This window comes from Acidobacteriota bacterium (assembly GCA_016715115.1).
Taxonomy (GTDB): domain Bacteria; phylum Acidobacteriota; class Blastocatellia; order Pyrinomonadales; family Pyrinomonadaceae; genus JAFDVJ01.
On record JADKBM010000013.1, the window covers coordinates 432,682 to 455,079 of the forward strand.

19 protein-coding genes are annotated in these 22,398 nt (G+C 56.0%); 4 read left to right on the top strand and 15 right to left on the bottom strand.

Annotated features, from left to right (window positions below; genetic code table 11):
- Positions 1-25: 25 nt before the first annotated feature.
- The 4 genes from IPN69_16735 to IPN69_16750 all read right to left on the bottom strand — a co-directional run bounded on the left by IPN69_16735 (position 26) and on the right by IPN69_16750 (position 5,314).
- The gene (locus IPN69_16735; protein ID MBK8812357.1) at positions 26-1,309 is read right to left on the bottom strand and encodes a dipeptidase; all 1,284 of its coding nucleotides are present in this window, start codon (positions 1,307-1,309) and stop codon (positions 26-28) included.
- 176 nt (positions 1,310-1,485) lie between these two features.
- Positions 1,486-3,903 carry a S9 family peptidase gene (locus IPN69_16740; GenBank protein ID MBK8812358.1) on the bottom strand — a complete coding sequence of 806 codons (2,418 nt, stop codon included), beginning with the start codon at positions 3,901-3,903 and terminating at the stop codon, positions 1,486-1,488.
- A gap of 14 nt (positions 3,904-3,917) precedes the next feature.
- Positions 3,918-4,307, bottom strand: coding sequence for a hypothetical protein (locus tag IPN69_16745; protein MBK8812359.1), 390 nt, complete (start codon positions 4,305-4,307; stop codon positions 3,918-3,920).
- Between the two features lie 11 nt (positions 4,308-4,318).
- Positions 4,319-5,314 carry a serine hydrolase gene (locus tag IPN69_16750; protein MBK8812360.1) on the bottom strand — a complete coding sequence of 332 codons (996 nt, stop codon included), beginning with the start codon at positions 5,312-5,314 and terminating at the stop codon, positions 4,319-4,321.
- A 248-nt stretch (positions 5,315-5,562) separates the two neighbouring features.
- On the opposite strand from IPN69_16750, the gene IPN69_16755 reads away from it, so the two are divergent.
- On the top strand, positions 5,563-6,846 hold the full coding sequence (locus IPN69_16755; GenBank protein ID MBK8812361.1) for an amino acid permease: 1,284 nt from the start codon (positions 5,563-5,565) through the stop codon (positions 6,844-6,846).
- A gap of 113 nt (positions 6,847-6,959) precedes the next feature.
- On the top strand, positions 6,960-8,705 hold the full coding sequence (locus IPN69_16760; GenBank protein MBK8812362.1) for a hypothetical protein: 1,746 nt from the start codon (positions 6,960-6,962) through the stop codon (positions 8,703-8,705).
- A gap of 62 nt (positions 8,706-8,767) precedes the next feature.
- Here the strand turns inward: IPN69_16760 and IPN69_16765 are convergent, their stop codons facing one another.
- The 6 genes from IPN69_16765 to IPN69_16790 all read right to left on the bottom strand — a co-directional run bounded on the left by IPN69_16765 (position 8,768) and on the right by IPN69_16790 (position 14,428).
- Positions 8,768-9,586, bottom strand: a complete 819-nt coding sequence (locus IPN69_16765) for a hypothetical protein (GenBank protein MBK8812363.1) — start codon at positions 9,584-9,586, stop codon at positions 8,768-8,770.
- 124 nt (positions 9,587-9,710) lie between these two features.
- Positions 9,711-11,279 carry a hypothetical protein gene (locus IPN69_16770; GenBank protein ID MBK8812364.1) on the bottom strand — a complete coding sequence of 523 codons (1,569 nt, stop codon included), beginning with the start codon at positions 11,277-11,279 and terminating at the stop codon, positions 9,711-9,713.
- Between the two features lie 183 nt (positions 11,280-11,462).
- Positions 11,463-12,311: an ABC transporter substrate-binding protein gene (locus IPN69_16775; GenBank protein ID MBK8812365.1), complete on the bottom strand. Its 849-nt coding sequence runs from the start codon at positions 12,309-12,311 to the stop codon at positions 11,463-11,465.
- An 8-nt stretch (positions 12,312-12,319) separates the two neighbouring features.
- Positions 12,320-13,078, bottom strand: a complete 759-nt coding sequence (locus tag IPN69_16780; protein MBK8812366.1) for a class I SAM-dependent methyltransferase — start codon at positions 13,076-13,078, stop codon at positions 12,320-12,322.
- Positions 13,078-13,728: an SH3 domain-containing protein gene (locus IPN69_16785; GenBank protein ID MBK8812367.1), complete on the bottom strand. Its 651-nt coding sequence runs from the start codon at positions 13,726-13,728 to the stop codon at positions 13,078-13,080. Before IPN69_16785 ends, IPN69_16780 begins: the two co-directional genes overlap by 1 nt.
- An 82-nt stretch (positions 13,729-13,810) precedes the next feature.
- Complete coding sequence (locus tag IPN69_16790) at positions 13,811-14,428, bottom strand: UbiX family flavin prenyltransferase (protein ID MBK8812368.1); 618 nt, start codon at positions 14,426-14,428, stop codon at positions 13,811-13,813.
- Between the two features lie 152 nt (positions 14,429-14,580).
- Between IPN69_16790 and larB the strand changes: the two genes are divergently transcribed.
- Positions 14,581-15,327: a nickel pincer cofactor biosynthesis protein LarB gene (gene larB / locus IPN69_16795; GenBank protein ID MBK8812369.1), complete on the top strand. Its 747-nt coding sequence runs from the start codon at positions 14,581-14,583 to the stop codon at positions 15,325-15,327.
- A gap of 136 nt (positions 15,328-15,463) precedes the next feature.
- Here larB and IPN69_16800 read toward each other — a convergent pair whose 3' ends face one another.
- Both IPN69_16800 and IPN69_16805 read right to left on the bottom strand, forming a co-directional pair.
- The gene (locus tag IPN69_16800) at positions 15,464-16,885 is read right to left on the bottom strand and encodes a trypsin-like peptidase domain-containing protein (GenBank protein MBK8812370.1); all 1,422 of its coding nucleotides are present in this window, start codon (positions 16,883-16,885) and stop codon (positions 15,464-15,466) included.
- A 60-nt stretch (positions 16,886-16,945) separates the two neighbouring features.
- Positions 16,946-18,676 (bottom strand): proline--tRNA ligase, encoded by a 1,731-nt coding sequence (locus IPN69_16805; GenBank protein MBK8812371.1) that lies wholly within the window; start codon positions 18,674-18,676, stop codon positions 16,946-16,948.
- Between the two features lie 58 nt (positions 18,677-18,734).
- Between IPN69_16805 and IPN69_16810 the strand changes: the two genes are divergently transcribed.
- Complete coding sequence (locus IPN69_16810) at positions 18,735-19,211, top strand: hypothetical protein (GenBank protein MBK8812372.1); 477 nt, start codon at positions 18,735-18,737, stop codon at positions 19,209-19,211.
- Positions 19,212-19,246: 35 nt separating this feature from the next.
- Here the strand turns inward: IPN69_16810 and IPN69_16815 are convergent, their stop codons facing one another.
- The 3 genes from IPN69_16815 to IPN69_16825 all read right to left on the bottom strand — a co-directional run bounded on the left by IPN69_16815 (position 19,247) and on the right by IPN69_16825 (position 22,222).
- Positions 19,247-20,530 carry a hypothetical protein gene (locus IPN69_16815; protein ID MBK8812373.1) on the bottom strand — a complete coding sequence of 428 codons (1,284 nt, stop codon included), beginning with the start codon at positions 20,528-20,530 and terminating at the stop codon, positions 19,247-19,249.
- Positions 20,531-20,618: 88 nt separating this feature from the next.
- Positions 20,619-21,272: a hemolysin III family protein gene (locus tag IPN69_16820; protein ID MBK8812374.1), complete on the bottom strand. Its 654-nt coding sequence runs from the start codon at positions 21,270-21,272 to the stop codon at positions 20,619-20,621.
- Positions 21,273-21,361: 89 nt separating this feature from the next.
- Positions 21,362-22,222 carry a B12-binding domain-containing protein gene (locus tag IPN69_16825; protein ID MBK8812375.1) on the bottom strand — a complete coding sequence of 287 codons (861 nt, stop codon included), beginning with the start codon at positions 22,220-22,222 and terminating at the stop codon, positions 21,362-21,364.
- Positions 22,223-22,398 lie beyond the last annotated feature (176 nt).

The following is a 22,398-nucleotide window of genomic DNA, read 5'->3' on the forward strand; positions in this document are numbered from 1 at the left end:
CGTGCTCTGCCGGAATAATCTATGTTCATTGCTTCTTGAGCTTCATCAAACTACCCTGGCCGCTGATCTGCGAAGAAGTTGAGCGGGCGACCTGTTCGGCCTTTTTGAAGGCGCGCAGAAAGTTCTCGCCGAGGACCTTTCGCACTTCCTGTTCGGTATAGCCGCGCCGGAGCATTTCATAGGTGATGAGCACGAGGTCTTCCATTCCCTCCATTCCTTTTGGGAGCAGAGGGACGCCGTCAAAGTCGGACCCAAGCCCGACGATGTCGATCCCGCCGACCTTCTTCATATGATCGATGTGATCGACGATCCGGGTATAGCTCGGCACAGGGATCGGGTTTTCTGCGAGTAATTTGCGTTCAGCGGCGTTGAAACCGGCGCGATCGTCCTTGAATTGCTCGCGGAGCGCGTCGATCTGCGTTTTCAATTTCGCGGTTCGATCGTTTTCGGCCTTGTTGTAGTCGTCATCGAGAAACGCGGGGTAGAAATTGATCATCATCACGCCGCCGTTTTTCGCAACGCGCTTCAAGACGTCGTCGGATATGTTGCGCGTGTGATTCGCGACGCCGCGCGCCGACGAATGCGAGGCGATTATCGGAGCCGACGTGACGTCGAGAACGTCGTTCATCACTTTTTCGGAAACGTGCGAAATGTCGACCAGCATTCCCAAACGGTTCATTTCATTGACGACTTCTTTTCCGAACGGCGCGAGCCCGTTGTTCTTGACCTCGCCGCGATGCGCGTCGGCCCAATCGTGCGAGACGTTGTGCGTGAGCGTCATATATCGGATGCCAAGCCGGTAGAAATTCCGCAGCGCGAAGAGCGAATTCTCGATCGCGTAGCCGCCCTCGATGCCCATCAGCGCGCAGACCCTTTCGAGCTTTTTCGCGCGCCGGATCTCGTCGGCGGTCGTGCATGGCATCAGAGTTCCCGGGTGTTTCTCGACCTCGCGGTTGGTAGCGTCGATGAGATCCATCGCGCGCCGCATCGCGCCGCCGGTTTTCAGAGTTTCGCCCGAGACATAGATCGAGAAAAACGAGCCGGTGATTCCGGAAAGCCGGAAACGGTTAAGATCCGTATGGAAGGGGTCGCCGTCGAGATGAAATTTCCCGATCGAATTCGTCGATAAATCGAAGTCCTCATCGACCATCGGCGACGTGATGTCGTTGTGGCCGTCGACGATGATCGCCTTTTTGTGGATCTTCAGCGCCTGCGCCCACAGTTTCGCATCGGCGCCGGCCGGCATCGTCTGCGAAAACGCGGAAAGGGAAAAGGAGAGCAAAAGAATCGCGGCAGTTAGTTTTTTCATAAATTAGAGCATCGGACAATTTAGATTCAAGAGGAACTCGGATTTCGAATCGCAACTGCCGCGGCTGCCCGCCCGCTCACGCAGGCGGTACCCGACTCGCCGCAGATCACGAATCGCAAGTGCCCAATCACGAATCGCAAATGCCAAATCGCAAATGCCAAATCGCAAATCGCAAATCAGCGCGGCTTCGCGTTCTTGACCCACTTGTCGAACCATTCGACCTGCTCGGCGAGAACGGTTTCGATCGATTCACGGGCGCTGTAACCGTGGGACTCGAGCGGCAGCATCACGAGCCGTGCCGTGCCGCCGTTGCCCTGGATCGCGGCAAAGAGGCGTTCGGACTGGATCGGGAAGGTGCCCTGATTGTTGTCGGCCTCGCCGTGGATCATCAACACAGGCTCATTGATCTTGTTGGCGAAAAAGAACGGCGAAACATTCTGGTAGAGTTCCTTCGCTTCCCAGAACGAGCGTCGTTCCGACTGAAAGCCGAACGGCGTCAAGGTGCGGTTGTAGGCCCCCGAACGAGCGATTCCGGCGCGGAAAATGTCCGAATGCGCGAGCAGGTTCGCGGTCATAAAGGCCCCGTAGCTGTGGCCGCCGACACCGACGCGGTCACGGTCGGTGACGCCCATCTCGACCGCCTTGTCGACCGCGGCCTGAGCTGCATCGACAACCTGCTTGATGAAGGTATCATTGACCGTCAAAGGATCGCCGACGATCGGCATCGTCGCGTCGTCGAGCACGGCATAGCCCTGGAGCAGGAAAAAGAGGTGTGAATAACTTCCGATCTGCGTGAACCGATTCGTCGAACCCGCGACTTGTCCGGCGGTCGAAGCATCGGTGAATTCGAGCGGATACGCCCAGACGACGGTCGGAAGCCGCGTCCCTTGTTTGTAATTCGGCGGCAAATAGAGCGTGAACGAGAGATCGACGCCGTCGGCGCGCTTGTATTTTACGAGCTGTTTCGTGATCCCGCGCAGTTGCGGCGCCGGATCCTTGAATTCGGTAAACTGACGATCGTAAACCGCGAGACATTCTGTCTTCGGCGGACAAACCTGGCGGAGACGAAGATTCGGCGGCTCGGTCGTCGATTCACGACGCGTGATGAACTGCGTCCCGTTGTCGTTCTGGAGAGCAACAAACGTTTCATAAGACGTCGTGTCCGAACGGAAGACCTCTTCGAACTTCAGCGTCTGCAGATTCATCCGGCGCAGAAACGGCCGATCGCCTTCGGGCGAAGCGCCGGCGCCGGTCAGGAAGATATCGTCCCCGTCCTGATGCATAACCGCGAAACCGTTCGCGAGACGTTTCGTCAGCGGTTGGCCGATGTCGCCGTAGCGATCGTTGACGCTGAGGTCGGAGATGAGCCGCGGCGTGCCCGGATTACGGTAATCGACCGCGAAAACGCGTCGGCGCTGGGAGTCTCGATTGTAGTCGTAGAAGAACATCAGCCCGTCGCGCTCGCCGAAAACGCGGCCCATAAGACGCTGTTCGATTTTGAACATCTCGGCCGGCGCACCATTGAACGGGGCGTCGATGCGAACCAGACGGTCGCGCTGCGCGACCTTTTTGCGCGGGTCGCCGTCGTCGAGCGCTTCGGCCCAAACGAGCGACGCGCCCTCGGTCGGAATCCATCCGTAGCTGCGCGGTCCGACGGGAACGCCCTGCGCGGGCAGGTTGTCCTGGAGCGGGATGCTCGCCACCTTGTAAACCGACTTGCCGTTCAGATCCCAGACTTCGACTTCCTTCGGAAAGCGGTTGAACGGGAAAAGATAAGAGAACGGTCGCTTGATGCGCGACGTCAGGATGTATTTTCCGTCCGGCGAAACGTCGCCGTTATCGAAGATTCCCGGCGCTCCGATGTTCTTGATCTTGCCGTCGAGGCTTACGACGGCAATCTGCGACGTCGCGTAATACTCGAACAGTTTTTCATCGTTGGGCGATTTGAGAAGATCCTGAAACGTCTGGACGACGCCTGTCTTTCCGGCCGTTTCCTGCATATTCGGAGACGTCGGAACGAGGTTCTGATACGCCGGCGCCGGACCCCGGTTCGCCGGAACAAGGCTGACGATCAGATGCTTCTGGTCGGGCATCCAGTCAAACTCGCCAAAAGCGGTGTTGACCTGCACGCCGTCGATCTTGCGGGCCTTGGCGGTCGCGGTTTCGACGATCCAGAGTTCGATTCCGGTCGGGGTGATATTGCCGACCGCGATGAATTTGCCGTCGCCGCTCCACGTCGGCGAAATGATCTTCGCTCCGGCGGGCAAGGCGACCGCGGTTTCCTTGCCGTCGGCGATGCTCTTGAGCGTCAGTTTGACGAAATACGGCTGTCGATGCTGCGAATTGCTGTTCGGATTGATACGCAAACCGGCGATCCGGAGCATCGGTTCCGCAAGTTCGGCGATCGGCGGATAGCGCAACGGTTCGAGCAACGCGACGCGGTCCTTTGCGGGGCTGACCGAGGTCGAAGGGATCGCCGGTGCATTGAGAACGTCGAGGATCTCCTTCGGCGGTTTCTTGTATTGCGCGTCGGCGGTTACCGCGATCGCGAGAATGGCCAGCACCAAAGCGGCCAGGTAATTCATCTTTTTCATTTCAAACTCCTGGGTTAATCGATTCTGAAAGTTATCTTGAAGACTGCGGATTCGCGGCGCCGGGCGTAGGCGCGCGGCATCAGAACCCGGACAACATAAGTTCCGCTTCTTTCAAGCGCGGTCGAGAATTCGGTTTCGCCGTTCGTCAGATTCTCGCCGGACGGATTGCGAACGATAAACTCGAGGCCCTCGTGCGAGGTCGTAAGTTCCACGAACAAAGTCTGGCCGCCCTTCGCCGGGATCAGATAGTCCCTGTATTTATAGCCCTTTACGACTCCGGCGTAGGTTCCGCCCGAAGTTCCGGGGTTGAACCTGACGCGGACTTTCGTCTGTGCCGCGGCGCTCTGTCCGGCGGCGAGAACGGCGATCGAAGCAACGATGACAACAAAGGTCTTTTTCAACATTGGCTTTTCAGTTACTGCGCCGCACCAAGTCCGTCGATGACCCGTTCGGCGACTGCCGGGATGATGTTCCTTTCGCCGGCGAATTTCTCGGTGAAGACGACGAGGACGAACTTCCGTCCGTCCGGCAATTCGATGTAAGCCGCATCGTGCCGGGTTTGCGATGTCCAGCCCGCCTTCGACCACAACTTCGCGCCGGTCAAGTTCTTGTTTATCAACGCGATACCGGTAAATCCGTGCGCCTGGTCGTCATTGTCTTTTGTCGCCGCGAAAGGATCCCGCTTCATCAGATCGACCATTAAACTGGTCGATTCCGCGCCGCCCATCCTTCCGAGCACGATCTCGGCCAAAAGGCGCGCCGTCGCGTTCGTCGTCAGCTTGTTGCGGTTCACGCCCTGATCGCCGCGAAACTGCTGTTCGATGCCGTAGGCGTCCTCGCAGAAGGTTTTCTGATTTACGTTTATGTTTTGGTAGCCGAGCGCGCTGAAGTACCGATTGACGACGTTGCGCTTGTATGACCAGGCGGCGAATTGCTTTTGGGGAAGCTGCGGACCGCTCGAAACGCCGCTCAGGACGTCGAGAATGTACTGCGTCGCTTCGTTCGACGAATCGACGATCATATCCTTCAATCCGCGGTCGAGTTCGCCCGACGGTTTGACGCGCTTGTCAGCAAGCCACTGTTCGAGCGCCGCCATATAGAACATTTTCACGACGCTCGCCGGATAGATCTTTTCCTCGCCGCGAAAACTTGCCGTCGGAAAACTCTTGGGATTCCGCATATCGATCAGCGTCGCGGCGATATGCTCGGCCTTGAAGCCTTTGTCCGCAAACTTCGCGATCGTCTCATTGATGGCCGTGTCGAGCACCTTCTGCAATTCGGGCGAAGCCTTTGACTCAAGTGCCCGGTACGCCTTGGGTAATGTGAATTCCTTGCTTCCCTGCGCCGGAGCGGGAACCGGAGCGAACAAAAAGCCGGTAACGAAAACAACCAGTGCAGCCGCAAACTTCATAGTGAAATCCTCGAAAGTTCTTTACGAAAGGTGGTTTTCAGAGTATAAACGAAAAGCAGTCCGGGCGGAAAATGGAACTTTGGAATTTGAACTTTGATCTTTGACTGGAGCGCAAGCGTCCCGCTTGCAACGGCGCCACGCGCCGAGAGGCTATGACATTTCGTCGCTTCGATTTCCAACGACCCCTTCGCGCTCCGCGCTCATTGCAAGCGGGACGCTTGCGCTCCAGTCAGAGCCAACCCCTTTTTATGACAGAAGAAAAACTCGTCCGCGGAATCAGTCGCTGGGATTTGCTGGCCATCGCGATCAACACCATCATCGGCGCCGGGATCTTCGGTTTGCCGTCGAAGGTCGCGGCGCTGATCGGGAATTACGGGCTGATCGCGCTGATCCTCTGCGCCGCCATCATCGCGCTCATCGTGCTCTGTTTCGCCGAAGTTTCGAGCCGCTTCGAAGCGACCGGCGGGATGTATCTTTACGCCCGCGAGGCATTCGGGCCGGTCGTCGGGTTCGAGGTCGGTTGGCTTTACTGGATCGTGCGCCTGACGACGGCCGCCGCGAATTGCAACCTGCTCGTCAGCTATCTCGGATTTTTCGATCCGCGCCTCAACGACGGGGCGACGCGCGCGGTCGTCATCTCGCTGATCTTCATCGTCATCGCGACCGTCAACTTCCTCGGCATCAAGCAAACGACGATTCTGACCAACATCTTCACCGCCGGCAAGATCCTTCCGTTGCTTGTCTTCGTCGGTGTCGGAATGTTCTTCATCCAGCCGGCGAATTTCGCGCTGCCGCAAGCCGTCGAGCCGGGAAATTTCGGCGCCGCGATCCTGATCCTCGTTTATGCGTTTTCAGGCTTTGAGGCGACGACGATCCTCGCCGGCGAATCGCGCGAGCCGCGCAAGAATCTGCCGTGGGCGTTGCTCGTTTCGCTCGGACTGGTCGCGCTGCTGTATGTGCTCATCCAGATCGTATCGGTCGGCAACCTGCCCGAACTGGCAAAGTCCGAACGACCGCTGGCCGACGCCGCGGTCAATTTCCTTGGATACTGGGGCGCTTCATTCATCACCGTCGGCGCGGTGATCTCGATCCTCGGAAATCTCAATATCGGATTCCTTGCCGCGTCGCGCATACCGTTTGCGATCGCCGAACAGGGAGAATTGCCGCCGGTTCTCGCGAAAACGCACAGCCGTTTCAAGACGCCATCGGTCGCGATCATCCTGACGACAGCGGTGATTCTCGTTCTGACGGTTTGGAGTTCGTTCCTGACGGCACTGACGATCGCGACGATCACGCGCCTCATCGTTTACGCCACGACCTGCGCCGCGCTGCCGGTCTTCCGATTCCGAAAGGACGCACCCCCGGCGCAATTTTCGGCGCCGTTCGGGATCGCAGTTTCGGTTCTCTCGCTCGGGTTGATCGCATGGCTTTTGTCCAATGTTGATTTTGCGAAAGATGGGCTTGCCGCATTGGTTGCGATCGCCGTTGGCATCGTGGTCTATTTTGTTCGGCGGTTGTTTGCCCGGACCTAGGGTGTCCCTTTCAAAAACAAAAATACTCTTGAAACTTGTGGCGCGAGAACCTAAAATCGAAGACGGTCGCTCGTGTTTCGCACCTTTGACCGATCTTACCCGAAAATTCTCCGATGCTCCGATTTTTCGAATCCGACAACGAACGAGGCTGCGCCATTGAACTGGTTTGCGCCGGTATACTGCTGTTTTCGGCATTTATGATCGTCTCGCCGGCGACGTTTCTTGGAATTCCCAACGCATACGATCTGCATCAGCACCTTCAATTCGCGGCGACCTATTTTGAGTCGATGAAGGCGGGCAATATCTTGCCAGGATGGAGCGCCTTTGAGAACCACGGTTACGGGGGCATCGGAATTCGAATCTATCCTCCGTTCGCACACTACACTCTCGCGTTGACTCATTTTGCGACCGGCGACTGGTATACGACCGTTTGGACGAATTTGCTTTTCTGGACCTTCGTCGGTGGGATCGGCATTTACAGGTTCGCCCGCGAGTGGCTTCTGCCGTTGAGGTCATTGATTGTTGGCCTGATCTACATCGCTGCACCGTTTCGCCTCGGACAGATCTACCAGTCGTTCTTCTATTCCGAATACATCGCCGGTGCGATTCTCCCGTTTTGCTTCCTTTACCTGACGCGAGTTGTGCGCGGAAAGCGCCTCGGGGACTCGTTGCTCCTCGGCTTTCTGCTTTCGGTCCTGATCCTGACCCATATTCCGATGTCGCTGATCGGACTCGTCTCGATGGGAATCTACGCGGCTATCCTGATCGATTGGCACAACATTTCGAAGGTCTTGCCAAAATTGCTGATTAGTGGAATCTCAGCGCTGGCCGCTACGGCGTTCTACTGGATACGGCTTGTCACCGAATCCGGACTTGTCAACCATTCGGATCCGAAGTACACGCTTGGAGACTATGATTACAGGCTTTACTTCTTTCCTCAGATCTACAACACGATGAATGCGTATTTCATCAAACAGATGTGGATCAAGGATGTGACAACACTGATCACGTTCGTTTTGGTCGTTCCGTTTGCTTTCTACGTTCTTCGACTTGCTCTTCGCCGCGCGCGCGACGTTGATCTTCGCGGATTTCTGGCCATACTTGCCTCCACGCTTTTCGCGATGTTTATGGCAAGCATAATGTCCGCCGGAATCTGGGGCCGTATCGCATTGATTCAGAAACTGCAGTTCCCGTTCCGCTGGCTGACAATCGTCGCGATTTTCGGCTCATTGGCTGTTGTCATCGTTGTTGATCAGCTCGAGTTCCGTTCGAAGATCGCTTCGCGATTTGCAGCTTACGCGCTAATCCTCGTTGCGTTCGGCGTCTTTCTTTTCGAATTGACCCAGATCGTTTTGCCGTCCGAAGCGTTGGATCGGCGGGTTTTCGCCGAAAAAACCGTCGATCTGAACGATCGCGAAAGCTATGATTGTTGGTGGCCGATATGGTCAAGGGCGGATGCGTTCAAGAATCACGAGCGCGTGAACGCCGGAGGTCGCGCGTACGAAGTCAAGACTTGGAGCGCGGAACGTCGCGAATTTGTGATCGACGCGGGTCCGGCGACCAAAGTCCGCGTCGCGACGTTTTTTTACCCGTTTTGGAGTGTCAGAGTCAATGGCGATCCGATCGATGCCGAACCGGCCGTAGATGGCGCTCTGCAGTTCGACGTGCCGGAAACAGCCGTAGCGATTTTGATCGAGTTTCGTGAACCGCGATTGATTGGCGCGGCGCGGATGGTTTCGGCGATGGCTTGGTTGGGATTCGCCGGCACCCTCGTTTTTTTGACGGCCGGGCGACGTCGCGGAAAGCGCACGCTTAAGTATCAGAAAACGCAAGAACGTCGCGAAAGCGCAGAGAACTAACCTCTCGGTTCAGACGGACTTGAGAGAAAAGGCGACGGCGAGTCGCCGCCGCGTTTCAGCCCCTACGGCTTCTTGACGGCGGGCGTCGGCGTCGGTTTCGGGTCCTTTACTTCCTCTTCGGTGTCGTCGAGAATCCTCACCTCGCTGCGGCCGACGCGATAGTTGGCATATTTGACGCGGACGCGCATCTTGACGACCTGGCCGTTGTCGAAGACGAGTTCATCGTCGGCCATCGAGAAAGAAGGGAACCAGTACTTTCCGTCGACGCTCTCTCGCCAGGTTTCGATGATCGGAAACCGCTGTTTGCCTTCGGGAACGGCCTTGCCCTTTGATTTGACGATCATCAGGTCCCGGTCATCGACCCAAATTCGTCCGGTGAACAGGCGCAGGTTCGATTTCTTCCAATCGGGAATGACTTTCGGCGTGACGTCGAAGACATACAGATCGAGTTCGTCGATCTTTTCCTTGCCGACGAACCTGAAGTTGTATTCCCTGACGTTTTTCGGTTCGATCGCGAAGGGGTTGATGCCGCCGAGATCTTCAATATCTTCGGGGCTGATGCTGATCTCTTTGAGCGTCGAGATCGGCGCATAGATGATCCGTTCGAAACGCGAACCGTCGGTCGTGAATGTAATGAACGAGTTTCGGATGTAAGTCCCGGTGATCTGCCCGCCGAGTCCGATCGTCTGGATCTTCGCGTCGCGGTTGAAGGCATAGATGCCGAGCGCCTGGCGAAACTCGAACTCATTGTCGCTGAACTTCTTGACGATCCGGTCGATCTCGCTCTGGCTCAAAGTGGACGGGACGATGTTCGACGCCTGCGCCAGCGCCGAAATTGCGAAAATGCCCAAAACAAGCACGAATGTCGTAAGTTTTCTCATAAAAGTCGGTTCCTGATTTCAATCCATAGATGCGGCTAAAATCGAAAAAGATGTTATCAGTTATCTTTCGGATTGCAAAAAAAGAGGGCCCGAAAGCCCTCTTTCACCAACACAAGGATCAATGCTACTGTCGGCGATATTCGATCTGTTCGCCGGTCCGGGTGTTCGTCATCCGGAATCCGTTGGCGATCTTTTTCACCGAAGCGGTCTCGCCGTTGACCGTGAACGTCGTTTTGTACATCGAGCCGTAGCTGATGTTGCCGTCCATATTCACCGTCACGTTCCCGTTCGACTGAACCGTCAGCGTGATGTTTCCGCCGTTCTGCGGGTTACGGCCGTAAAACGTGCCGACCGCCCAACTTGGAACGTCGCCCATCTGGTTGTTGTCCTGGTTTCCACCGCCGAAATTGTTCGTGCGGAAGTAGTCGATGCGTTCATTGGTGTCGAGACGCGTCGTGCGGATCCCGTCATTGATACGCGTCACGCGGGCGATGATGCCGTTGTTGTTCAGCCGGTCGCCGTCCATCGAGGCGTATGCAACCTGCCCGTTGTCCATTGTGATCGTCACCTGACCGTTCGCCTCGACGCGCAGCGTCATCGTGCGGTTGGTTTGCGGATTCAGGCCGTACCACGTGCCGACCGCCCATCTCGGCGGATTTCCCGTGTTCCAGTTTCCGTCCCCGTTGCCATCATTGCGGCGCGAGTAGTCGATGCGCTCGCCGGTTCGGTTGTTTGTCGTCCTGATACCGTTCGAAATCCGTGTGACGTTCGCCGATTCATTGTTGACCGTGAAAGTGGTCCGGTACATCGAGCCGTAGCTTACGCCACCATCCATATTGACGGTGACCTCGCCGCTTGACTGGATAATCAGCGTGATGCTGCCGCCGTTCTGCGGGTTCCGGCCGTAGAATGTGCCGACCGCCCACGACGGGATGTCGCCGCGCTTGTTGTCGTTGTTGTTCCAGTCGCCGCCGTCGTTGTTGCGGTAATAGTCGATGGTCTCACCGGTCGCGGTATTGGTCGTTCGGATGCCGTTGTTGAGCCTCGAAACGCGCGCCGTTGCGGTTCCCATATCGAGAAGCGTGCCGTTGAGCGTTCCGTACGATGCGGCGCCGCCGATCTCGGCTGTCACCGAGCCGTTGTCGATGATCGTGATCTGGATCCGGTCGCCATTCTGCGGATTTCTGCCGAAGAATGTTCCGACCGCCCAAGACGGAGCGTTTCCGCTGCCGGTGGTGTTCGTATTGAGGGCGGGAAGTTCGTACTTGCCCGCGAGTTCATTGATATCGCGACGCATATTCTTCCATTGGTTCTCGAGCTTTCGAGCGAATGAAAGATTGTTCATCATTCCGTTCACGGCACGCGCTTCGTCCATAACGCTGCGAACATTGTTGCGGCTCGCCCACCAGTTGTCGTTGCGGTCAAATTCGCTTCGCAAGCGATCGAGCGCCGTTTCGAAGTTGGACACGATGCGATTGATGCGGTTTTCCTCGTTCGTGCCGTTGATCGAGCTTTGATCGAGATACTTGTCAAAGTCACGACGGAAAGTGTTGCTGCTCCGCTCAAGTTTTGCGATCGTGTTGCCGACATCGCGCCTTGAATAGCGGCTTTGCTGCGCGGTCACAGCCGAAGCAAAGACGAACAGAGCAACCACGAAAAGCACTGTTGTTGTGTAAAGTTTGTTGAATCTCATATTTCCTCCATTAAGTGGTCGAATCGGGGGCTGCCTAATCGCCTGAATTAAGATGTATAAACCAATGATACTGTTTGTCCGAGAAAAGTGGAATCGCCGAGCGCTACGGTTAAACGCGAAAAAAGCCAAAAGGGCCGGTCGTGAAATGACCGGCCCTTTCCGCGGTTACCTTTTCTCTCTTTTTCAGTCGACGAATTGGACATCGACGCGATGGGGAATGATGCCTTTTTCGAATCCTTCCTGAAGCAGCAGTTTGACACCCTCACGGCCGCGGTCGCCGTAGTCGAGCGTCAGATCGTTGACCCACATCGCAACGAAACGGTCGGCAAGTTCGGGCGGCATATCGCGCGCGAACTGCATCGCGTAAGAGAGCGCGTCCTCGCGATTCTCGAGCGAGTAGACGATGCTCCGGTGAAGATGCGTCGAAACCTGTTTCATCAGATCCTCGCCGAGGTCGCGGCGAATGACGTTTCCGCCCATCGGAAGCGGCAGTCCCGTCCGCTCATACCACCATTCGCCAAGGTCCAGAATCTTGCTGAGGCCCATTTGCTTGTAAAAAAGCTGTCCTTCGTGAATGAGGAGGCCGGCATCGAATTTGCCGCGCTGAACTTCCTCAATGATCTCGTCAAACGGGACCACGCCGTATTCGAAATCCTGATTGTAGAGACGCAAAGCTAAAAAAGCGCTCGTCAGTTCGCCCGGAACTGCGATCTTCAGATTCGGAATGTCTTCGGGTTTGTACTGTTCCTTCGACACGAGGATCGGACCGTATTTGTCGCCGATACTCGCGCCGTGAGGCAGCAGCGCGTATTTGTCGGCAACGTAGGCGTAGGCGTGAAAACTCACCGCCGTGACGTCGAAGACGCCGTTTTTGGCGTCTTCGTTCAACGATTGAATGTCCTTCAACGTATGTTCAAACTTCAAGCCTTCGGTCTCGAGCTTATTCGTGGCAAGGCCGTAAAACATAAATGCGTCGTCCGAGTCGGGCGAATGGGCGACGGTGATCGTTCGTACTTCTGGTTTCGCGTCCATATAACTTCTTATAGTCGTGTGTAGAAAATATTCGTTTGATACAAGAGACCTATTCTACCTTTTTCGGCGTATTTATCAAACAGGGTTTTGAGTTTGGCGGAAAGCTCGGAGGCGCGTGGATCGCTTTCCGGCGGCATATACGACGATGAGTGCATACGGCCTCTTAGTCCTTGAAAATCAAGGAGTTGCGCGTTCGGGAACGAAGCTTGCGCGAACGTCGCCCCGAACTCGTTTTGAAGCCTTCCGAGGTCGAAACGATCGTGGCGGACGGCATCGTAGTCGTTCGCGAACTCCTTCAGAAGCTCTTCGTATGCGACGAGAAACTCGTTTGCGTCTAGGAGGCGCTCGTTCCAGATCAGAGCGACGAATCCGCCGGGCACGAGAATTCGTCCAAACTCTTCGCTAGCCTTTCTCGCATCGAACCAGTGGTACGCCTGCGCGGCGATGACCAGATCGATCGAACCGCTCGGTAGATTCGTACGCTCGGCGGTGCCGTCGTGGCTTTCGAAGCCCGGAAATTCCCTTAGAAACTCCTCGGCGGCCTTTCGCATTTCGGCGTTCGGTTCGACGCCGACGACGCGATTTCCTCTTTCGAGAAAAGGTTTCGCCGAGATCCCTGTGCCGGATCCGATGTCGGCAACGACGGAATCGGGCGTCCAATTCATCTCGCGCGCGAAAACGCCGAACATCTCGTTCGGATACGACGGTCGGTATTTGACGTAGTTTTCAACGCGGTCCGAAAACCGTCCGATCGTGTCACCCATCATCAGTCTCCGGCGACGAACGCGGTCATCTTCCATTTGCCGCCTTTTTTAGCGAAACAGGCGCGGTAATCGATCGGGCTCCGAACGAACTCTGATTTGACGAAACCTTTCTTCCCGCCGAGCGTCCGGATCTCGATCCAATCGGATTTCGCGGTTCGATCCGCCTGCTCGACCGGTTCGACGACGTTGTACGACAGTTGCGCGATCACCGGGGCCTTGAGCGACGGCGCGGAGCGGAGATTGACGTTGTTGCCGAAGATCGCGAGGTAGAGGAACGAGTCGAGGTCGTCAGGAAACGAAGTGAAAAGGTACGGTGCGCAGAACAGGCTCCTGTCGTCCGCCATAAATTCTCCGCCGTTGGTGATGACCGGAAGAAACGTGGCCCAGAACTCGCTTTTCGCAGTGGAGATCTTCCAGTATCGCTTGAAATCAGCGACTCCTTCGTCGCCTCCGAAACTGCTCACGATCTTCGGATCGAGGATACTCAAAATGAACTTAGTGTCACGTTTTTTGGTTGCCGCGATCAGTTTCGTGCGGAAAGCGACGAGCGACGCGTCCTTTCCGCCATCGTCCAAAGGCTTGACGAAGCGCTCCTGCGCCGATGCGCTGAAGAGCCCGATGGAAACAAAAAGCAAAGCTGTCAGGATTTTCATTGCACTGTTCTCCTTGGAGATTTGTGATCTCTGATCTGGGTTTGCGGATCCTGCCTGCTTTTGAAGGATCCGCAATCCCAGATCACGAATCCGAAATCTCTTCGCCGGTCCATTGCGATCGCCGCGAATGAGGAATATCGAACTGGTCGAGGATCCGGTAGCAAAGGTGATCGACGAGTTCGCCGATCGATTGCGGCCGGTGATAAAAACCGGGACTTGCCGGCAAGATCCGCGCGCCGGCACGGGACAGCCGGAGCATATTCTCGAGGTGAATCGCGTTCAGAGGCGTTTCCCGCGGGACGATGACCAGTTTTCGCCCTTCTTTCAAGCAGACATCAGCGGCGCGATGAATGAGATTCGTTCCGGCGCCGCTCGCGATCGCGCCGAGGGTTCCCATCGAACACGGAACGATGATCATTCCGGCCTGTTTGTTGGACCCTGAAGACGGTTTCGCGGCGAGATTGTCGAGTCGCCAGAGCCGGATCAGTTTTGAATCCTTCGGCAGCCCGAGCCAATCGTTGATCCGCGCCGTGTCCGCATCCTTGAGATTGACGCCGAGTTCGACCTGCGCGACCGTCCAAACGACTCCCGACATAATCAGGTTGACCGTTTCCACGACCCCGCTTTCGGCCAGAAGCTGCAAAGTCCGGTAAGCGTAGATCGTGCCGGAAGCGCCGGTGATCGCGAGTGTTAGTTCCATAAGTCGATCTGGGAATCGGGATCTGCGAATTCGGATTCGCCGCAACGATCGGTATGAGCCGCGGTTGATCACGATTCCTTATTCATTTACGTAATGATACGCGGGTTTTGAGCCGGCGCGCAATCAACCTCGCGTATGCTACTATTTTACGAATGAACAAGCAGGCAATCGACGAGATTCTCGGACTTCTCGAGCGCGGAACGCTCGACCGCGAGACGGCGGCGCAGCGGATCAAGGACCTTTCGTTTGAAGACATCGGCTACGCGCGGGTCGACCACGCAAGGGCGAGCCGTCAGGGATTTCCGGAAGTCATTTTTGGTCAGGGAAAGACGACGGCACAGATCGTCGGCATATTTGAGAAACTCGCGGCGCGTTCGCCGAACGTGCTGATCACGCGGACGAATGCCGAAGTTTTCGGCGAGATTCGAAACGTCTTCACCGATGCCGAATGGCACGAAGAGGCGCGGATCATCCGCGTATTTCGTGACAAAACCGAACTCGGATCAGGCGAGATCGCGATCGTCACGGCCGGCACGAGCGACATTCCGGTCGCCGAAGAAGCCGCTCTGACGGCCGAGACGATGGGCAACCGCGTGCGGCGCGTCTGGGACGCGGGCGTCGCCGGGATTCACCGGATTCTGTCCGAAAGGGAAATGCTGCAAGGCGCGCGCGTCGTTGTGGTCGCCGCCGGAATGGAAGGCGCGCTGCCATCGGTTGTCGGCGGGCTCGTCCGCGTTCCGGTGATCGCCGTCCCGACATCGATCGGTTACGGCGCCAGTTTCGGCGGCATCGCGGCGCTTCTCGGAATGCTTAATTCGTGCGCTTCGAACGTCACCGTCGTCAACATTGACAACGGCTTCGGCGCCGGGTTCGTGGCGAGTTTGATCAACCGGAAATAGAGCAGCAGAGTGCAGAGTGCAGAGTGCAAAGTGCAGAGTGCAGAGAGCATAGTGCATAGTGCATAGTGCAGAGTGCAAGTGCTTACCCTTTGAACTCTGCACTATGCACTTTGCACTCTGCACTCTGCACTTGATTCTATTGATTCATAAGCGCGTATAAACGGTCCGCCCAATCGGACTTCGCGGCTCGAAGAAGTTCGTATTGAATGTACGCCGAATCGCGGTCACCGGCTTTGAGATACGCGCGGCCGAGGTTGTAGCGGGCTTTTTCGAAGTCGGGATTGAATCCGATCGCGCTGTTGAAGGCGTCGATGCTTTCAGCGGTCTTGCCCGACTCAAGGTAACATTCGCCAAGGTAGTTATAGGTTTTGGCGTCGGACTTGTAGGTCTTCAATTGTTCGAAGGCGCCGACCGCTTCGACGAATCGCTTCTGTTTTAAAAAGGCCAATCCGAGTTGCTCGTACGCCGCAGCGTGGTCGGGTTTGATCGCGACGGCGCGCCGGTAAGCGAGGATCTCCTCCTCGGGACGATTCAATTTTCCGAGGGTCAAACCATACGCGAATTGTGCGTCGGCGTTGTCCGCGTCGAGCCGTGTGGCCATACGGTAAGCGTCGGAAGCATCTTTGAATTCTTTCAGCGCGTAGCTCGAAGCGCCGATATTGACGTAAACCTCCGCCCATTCAGGCCGCAGTTTCGCGGCCTGTCGCGAGGCGCGCAGCGATTCGGCGTGACGACCGATCATTCCGTAGCAGAAACCGATCTGGTACCAGGCCTCGGCGTAGTTCGGATCGGTTTCCGCAGCTTTTTCAAAAAGCGTTACGGCGCGCCCGTAATCGTCCCGCGACAGCTGCGCAAGTCCCTGTGAATAAAGCCGTTCCGCGGAAGCGCGTTTCGATTTCTGAGTCTCGCTGTTAAGCGTCGCGAAGGTCTGGAGTTCACCGATCCTGAGTGCCGCGATGCGTTCGCTCGGGACGGCGAAGTTCAGGCTCTGGCCTTCGGCGGCCTGGAGCGTGGCGACGCCGATGACTTGTCCGAGCATATTGACCACCGGACTTCCCGACGATCCGGGCGAGATCGGCGCCGTGATCTGGATTATTCTCCCATAACCCGAAATTTCCCGGACGGCCGAGACGATGCCGTTTGAAACCGAACCTTCGAGTCCGAACGGATTCCCGATAACGACGACCGACTCGCCCTCGAGCGGAACTTTTTGAACTATCGGAAGCGGGACCGCAAACTCTTTCGGCACTTCGACTTGAAGCAACGCAAGATCGCCTTCGCCGTCGACCGCAAGAACGCCCTTGACCGGATACTTGCGGCCGTTGAAGAGATGTATCTCGGCGCGCGCCGATTTTTCGATAACGTGTTTGTTGGTGATGACCTTGTCGCTCGCGACGAAGAAGCCCGAACCGCGCGAAACGATGTTGCCGCGGGTGTCGAACGTCTCGATCGCGACCGCTGAAGGTTTGATCCGTTTGACAAGCTCCGGAAGATAATCCTGCGCGAAAAGAGTCGTCGCCGAAAACAGCAACAACAAAGTGCACAGTGCTCTTAACAAACCGATTCTCATCAACGTTGCGTTTCCGCGCCCCGGGCCGGTTCCCGGATAGTCGAAAAACTAGAATTTCGCGCCCAACCGGTCCGCGATCTCGTCGATCGAAACCTCGGTGATCGACTTTGAAGCGCGTTCGACCAGTTCGACGATCCCCTCGTCCGCGCGCTTGCCGATATTGACCCGGTAAGGAATCCCGATTAGATCGGCGTCCTTGAATTTCACGCCGGCGCGCTCGTCGCGGTCGTCGAGCAGAACAGCCAGCCCATCGCGTGAGATTTCACGATAGAGCCGTTTTCCGAGTTCCAAAAGCTTTTCATCGCGAACATTCGTGACCGTCAGAACGACATCGAACGGAGCCGTTGCCGGCGACCAGATTATACCATCGGCGTCGTGGCTCTGCTCAATAACCGACGCCATAATGCGTTCGACACCGATACCGTAGCTGCCCATCACGAGCGGTACGGCCTTGCCGTTCTCGTCAAGAACGTTGGCGCCCATCGCGACCGAGTATTTGGTCCCGAGTTTGAAGATATGGCCGATCTCGAGCGACTTTGCGACCTCGAGCATTCCGGTGCCGCATTCCGGACATCCTTCGCCCGAACTGACAAGACGCAGGTCGGCCCATTCATCGACCGGAATGTCGCGCGCAACATCCACCCCCCGCAAGTGATGGTCGTCGCGATTCGCGCCGGTCGTCATATTCGTGCGGCCGCTGAGCGCCCGGTCGGCAATGATCGTCAGCTTCCGGCCGGCGGCTTTTTGCCGGGCATTGACGGCGCCGAGGCTTCCGGCGTGCGCGCCGAGAAGTCCGTAGATCTCATCATCTTCGGCCGGTCTGATCTCGTCGGCGCGGAGCGCGTCCTGAAGCTTCGTATCCTGCAGCTGATGGTCGCCGCGCAGGAGCGCGATCACGAAACTCTCGGAACCGTTCGTTTTCGCTACGTAGATCAGCGATTTGACCTGCCGCTCGGCCGGGGCCCCGCCCGCGAAACTGGCGAGTTGATCGATCGTCCGCACGCCCGGGGTCGGAAATTCCTCCGGCGCATTCAAACCGGGTTCATCTTCGACGGCTGAAAGACGCGACGTCGCTTTTTCGACGTTCGCCGCATAGCCGCAACTGTCGCAAACGGCGATCAGGTCCTCGCCGGCGTCGGTTCGGACCATAAACTCGGTCGATGCCGAGCCGCCCATCGCGCCCGACGACGCTTCGACCATCACGAACCGCAAACCGCAGCGCGAAAAGATCTTCTTGTATGCCTCGCGGTGTTTTTCGAACGATTCGTCGAGGCCTTCGGGTTTGAGGTCGAACGAATACGAATCCTTCATCGTGAATTGGCGAACGCGAAGGAGTCCGGATTTCGGCCGCGCCTCGTCGCGGAATTTCGTCTGGATCTGATACCAGATCTGCGGCAGCTGCTTGTACGAGCGAAGTTCGTTGCGGGCAATGGCGGTGAAGACTTCCTCGTGAGTCATTCCAAGACAAAGATCCGCGCCCTTGCGGTCCTTGAGCCGGAACATATTGTCGCCCATCAACTGCCAACGGCCGGTTTCTTCCCAGATCTCGCGCGGATTCAGTGCCGGAAGCAGGAATTCCTGGGCGCCGATCGCGGCCATTTCCTCACGGACGATGGCGTTGATCTTGTTCAGCACGATCTGCGCCAGCGGCAGATACGAATAAATCCCGGCCGCCAACTGCCGGATCATTCCGGCCCTCAACAGCAAACGGTGCGACGCGCACTCAGCATCCGCCGGAGTTTCCTTCACGGTCGGAATAAAAAGATTTGACCAAAACACTTTTTAATAGCGGATTTCTGATTTCGGATTTTGGATTGTCAGAAACCGACGCGTTCAATTGTATGCCCCGGCTTCACAATCAACAAGTATTTCGGCAAGCCAAGGTCCAAAATCCAGATTTCAGATTCCAGATTCCAGATTCCAGAGATTCCAGAGATTCCAGATTCCAGATTTCAGATTCCAGAGATTCCAGATTCCAGATTCCAGAGATTCCAGATTCCAGATTCCAGATTCCAGAAATTCCAGATTCCAGATTTCAGATTCCAGATTCCAGAAATTCCAGATTCCAGAGATTCCAGATTCCAGATTCCAGAGATTCCAGAAATTCCAGATTTCAGATTCCAGATTTCAGATTCCAGAAATTCCAGATTCCAGAGATTCCAGAAATTCCAGATTCCAGATTCCAGAGATTCCAGAAATTCCAGATTCCAGATTCCAGAGATTCCAGATTCCAGAGATTCCAGATTCCAAGAATTCAACATCTTCCAGATTCAATGGAATTTGGAATTTGGAATTTGGAATCTGGAATATCTGAAATCCCAAATCCCAAATCCCAAATCCCAAATCCAGCTAGTCTCGCCTTCCGTTCCCGTCGAGCGCCGTGTAGACATCGTCGGTGTAAAGTCCGAGCCATTTGTCGGCGTCGGGAGTTTTGAACAGATCGGAGTAGATCGTCGAATTGAAGTTCTCGAGCAGGAACTTGCCTCTAAAATTGTTGAGCCGGCGAATCAACTCGGTATGAAGAAGAAAGTCGTTGCGCGTCGTATCGAGCGCGACGATCGTTTTCAGTTTCGAGATCATATTCTCGAATTGCCGTGCTTCAAGTTCGCGGTTCTGGCGTTTAATGAACGCCAGGCTCGAAGCGTCGAGATCGATCGTGCCGGCATATTCGGCTGCGAGTTTTTGCCAGTCGCCGGACGGGATCTGCGGTTCGAATCGGGCGAAATTATCGTCGAGATCACGAAGAATCGTCGCCTCGGTCGCCATTTTAGTTACCGCGATCGGCCCGATGTCGATCGCTCTAGCAGTTTTCGGCTCTTCGGCTTCTTTGAGGACGACCTTGGTCCTGGCGATCGCGTCTTCGCGTCGCGAACGGATCGAATAGAACTGGTTTCGCCGATAGCCATTCAACGCCGGTCCGCGCCTTTCGGCCGGAGTGTTCAAGAGTTGCGCCGAGAAATCGTGTCCTCTCGTCAGATAACCGAGAAATGCGCCCGGATCATAGAGTCCAGGAAGCGCGTCGATAACTTCAGCGTCGGGCGAGAGAATGTAATGGATGCTGTTGCCGGTCAATGTCCGTTCGAGCTTGCGGCCGTCGCCGAAATCGATCGTCACTTTCGGGGCCGGACGAACCGATTTCCAGTGGAGAACGTAGTTTTCGCGAAGATAGCGTGAAATCGAAGAATTCGAATAAAGCAACGCGCGAAAGAATCTCGAATTCGCGCAGCTGAATTCCTCGTTGAGATTTCCCAGAAGTCTGAGCGACAGGATCGGCTTGTTCGTGCGTTTTGCCTCAGCGACCGCCTCGTTCAGGTCGGTATGCCAGAAAAGCCTCGACGCGTAAACATCCTTCTGCATCGCGACCGAATCGAGTGCGGACGTGATCAGCGGCCAGTCGCCATCGGGCTTGCTAGACTTCGTGAAGGTTGCGATCTCGGCGGAATAAGCATCGAAAAGGGCGTTCAAACCTTCAACTCCCATCGATCGCAATTCGCGGATCGCCACGGCACGTTCGTTTTCGTTTTCGGAGACCGCGCCGCGGACAAGTTCGGCCCGCGTTTTTGAGAACGCCGAGACGGCCAAAACCTGAACGAGCGCGAAAACCAGCAAAAATCTGAGACCTTTATTCTTCATCGCAAAAAAACTCCTCACTTGCCAACTAAGAACGTTGCAAGCTTGGAGGTTTTGCGGATTCTGAACGTTGCCTCGAAGAAAAGTCGAATTATAGTCCGAACGGAATGACGTAGAGCGCGATCGCGAGGAAATGAAGGAAACTCCCGGACATTACGAACAGGTGCCAGATCGCGTGATGATGGCGCAGACGCGTCCAGGAATAAAAGATGACGCCGATTGAATATGCCAACCCGCCGAGGACGATCAGGGCGATCGCCGGAAATCCGAGTTTGGCGAACAGCGGTTCGACGGCGATGACGCCGATCCAGCCCATAATCAGATATGAGACGACCGAAGCCGATTTGAATCGCTTGGCCAAAAAGACCTTGCCGAGGATCCCAAAGATCGCGAAGGCCCAGACGAACGCGAAAAGCCCGATCCCGATCCCCGAACGAAGGACGATCAGGGTGAACGGCGTATACGATCCGGCGATCAGAAGATAGATGCAGCTATGATCGACGATCTGCAGGATTCGTTTTTCTTCAGGTGAGGTCGCGCTGTGATAGAGCGTCGAGGCGCCATAAAGGACAACGAGCGACAATCCGTAAACGATGCTGCTCAGAATGTACCAAAAGTCTCCGAAAACGACCGCGAGCGACACCAGCACGACCAGGCCGCAGAGGCTCAGCAACAATCCAACGCCGTGCGTGATCGTGTTCGCGAATTCTTCGACCGTAAGTTCCTTCAAGCGCGCTTTAACCATCATAATTCGTCCCTAACATCTATGATACGCCCCGTGACGAAAAAGAATCGTAATGGTTTTGTAAGAGTTCCGCAACGGGAACATCCCGGTCAGATGCTGCCGATGAACTCGGCCACGTCGTTGAAGGATTCCGGATAGAGCTCGGCCGGGAAGCGGCGACGGATATCGTCATTCTCAAAAACGCGTCCGCCGAGAATGACAGGAATGTTCAGTTTCACCACCTGTTCGCGAAACAGCTTGTAGTCGCGGGCGAGACGGTCAAGATCGCCGAGGTAAGAGACGGAGATGCAGATCGCTTCAGGCGAATGGAAGCTAACCTCTTCGGCGAGCGAATAAAGCGGAGTGTTCGCGCCGAAATTCAAGACTTCCCAACCGCGGCTTTCGATCGTGATTTGGCTGAGATGGGTCGGCAGTTCGTGAAAATCTCCCTCGAACGCGGCGCAAAACGCGAGTTCGCCGGAAATTTTCGGAACCGGAAGCGTGCTGCGCAATTTATTTACGGCAGAATGCGCGGCACGCGTCGCGAGGTGTTCCTGCGCGACCGAAAGCTCGCCCTTCACCCAAAGCTCGCCGATCTGGCGCATCGCCGGGCTGATCATATTGTCAAAGATATCCACCAGAGGTTCGCCTTTGAGGAACGATTTGATCATCAGGTTCGCCGCCTCTTCCTCGCTCCCGGAAATAAGTGATTGAAAGAGCGTTGACGGCGTGCCTGTTTTCCGGCGGCGTGTCTGGACCGAAAAGATCGACTCGTCGCCGTGCGTGTGTTTGAGTCCAAGCCCTTGGTCGCGTTGAAAGCGGGCGATCTCGCCGGCGCGAAAACGACGGTGCCCGCCGTTTGTTCGCTCGGAACGGATCAGCCCCGCCTCTTCCCAACGCTTGACCGTCGCATCGCTGACGCGACAGAGCCGCGCCACTTCTTTAGTTGTAAGACATTTCAGATCCGACATTTGATTTTCTATATTCCTTCGATGGGCCCGATGTTTGCCGAATATTCTGAATGAGTATCGGCGAACCGCACAAAACGAACCTTAAAAAGGTTACCAAAAACGCTCAAACCGCACAACTGAACCCGCCATATTATTTGTATCCTAAGAAAAAAATAAAAAAAATCACCATTTCGTGA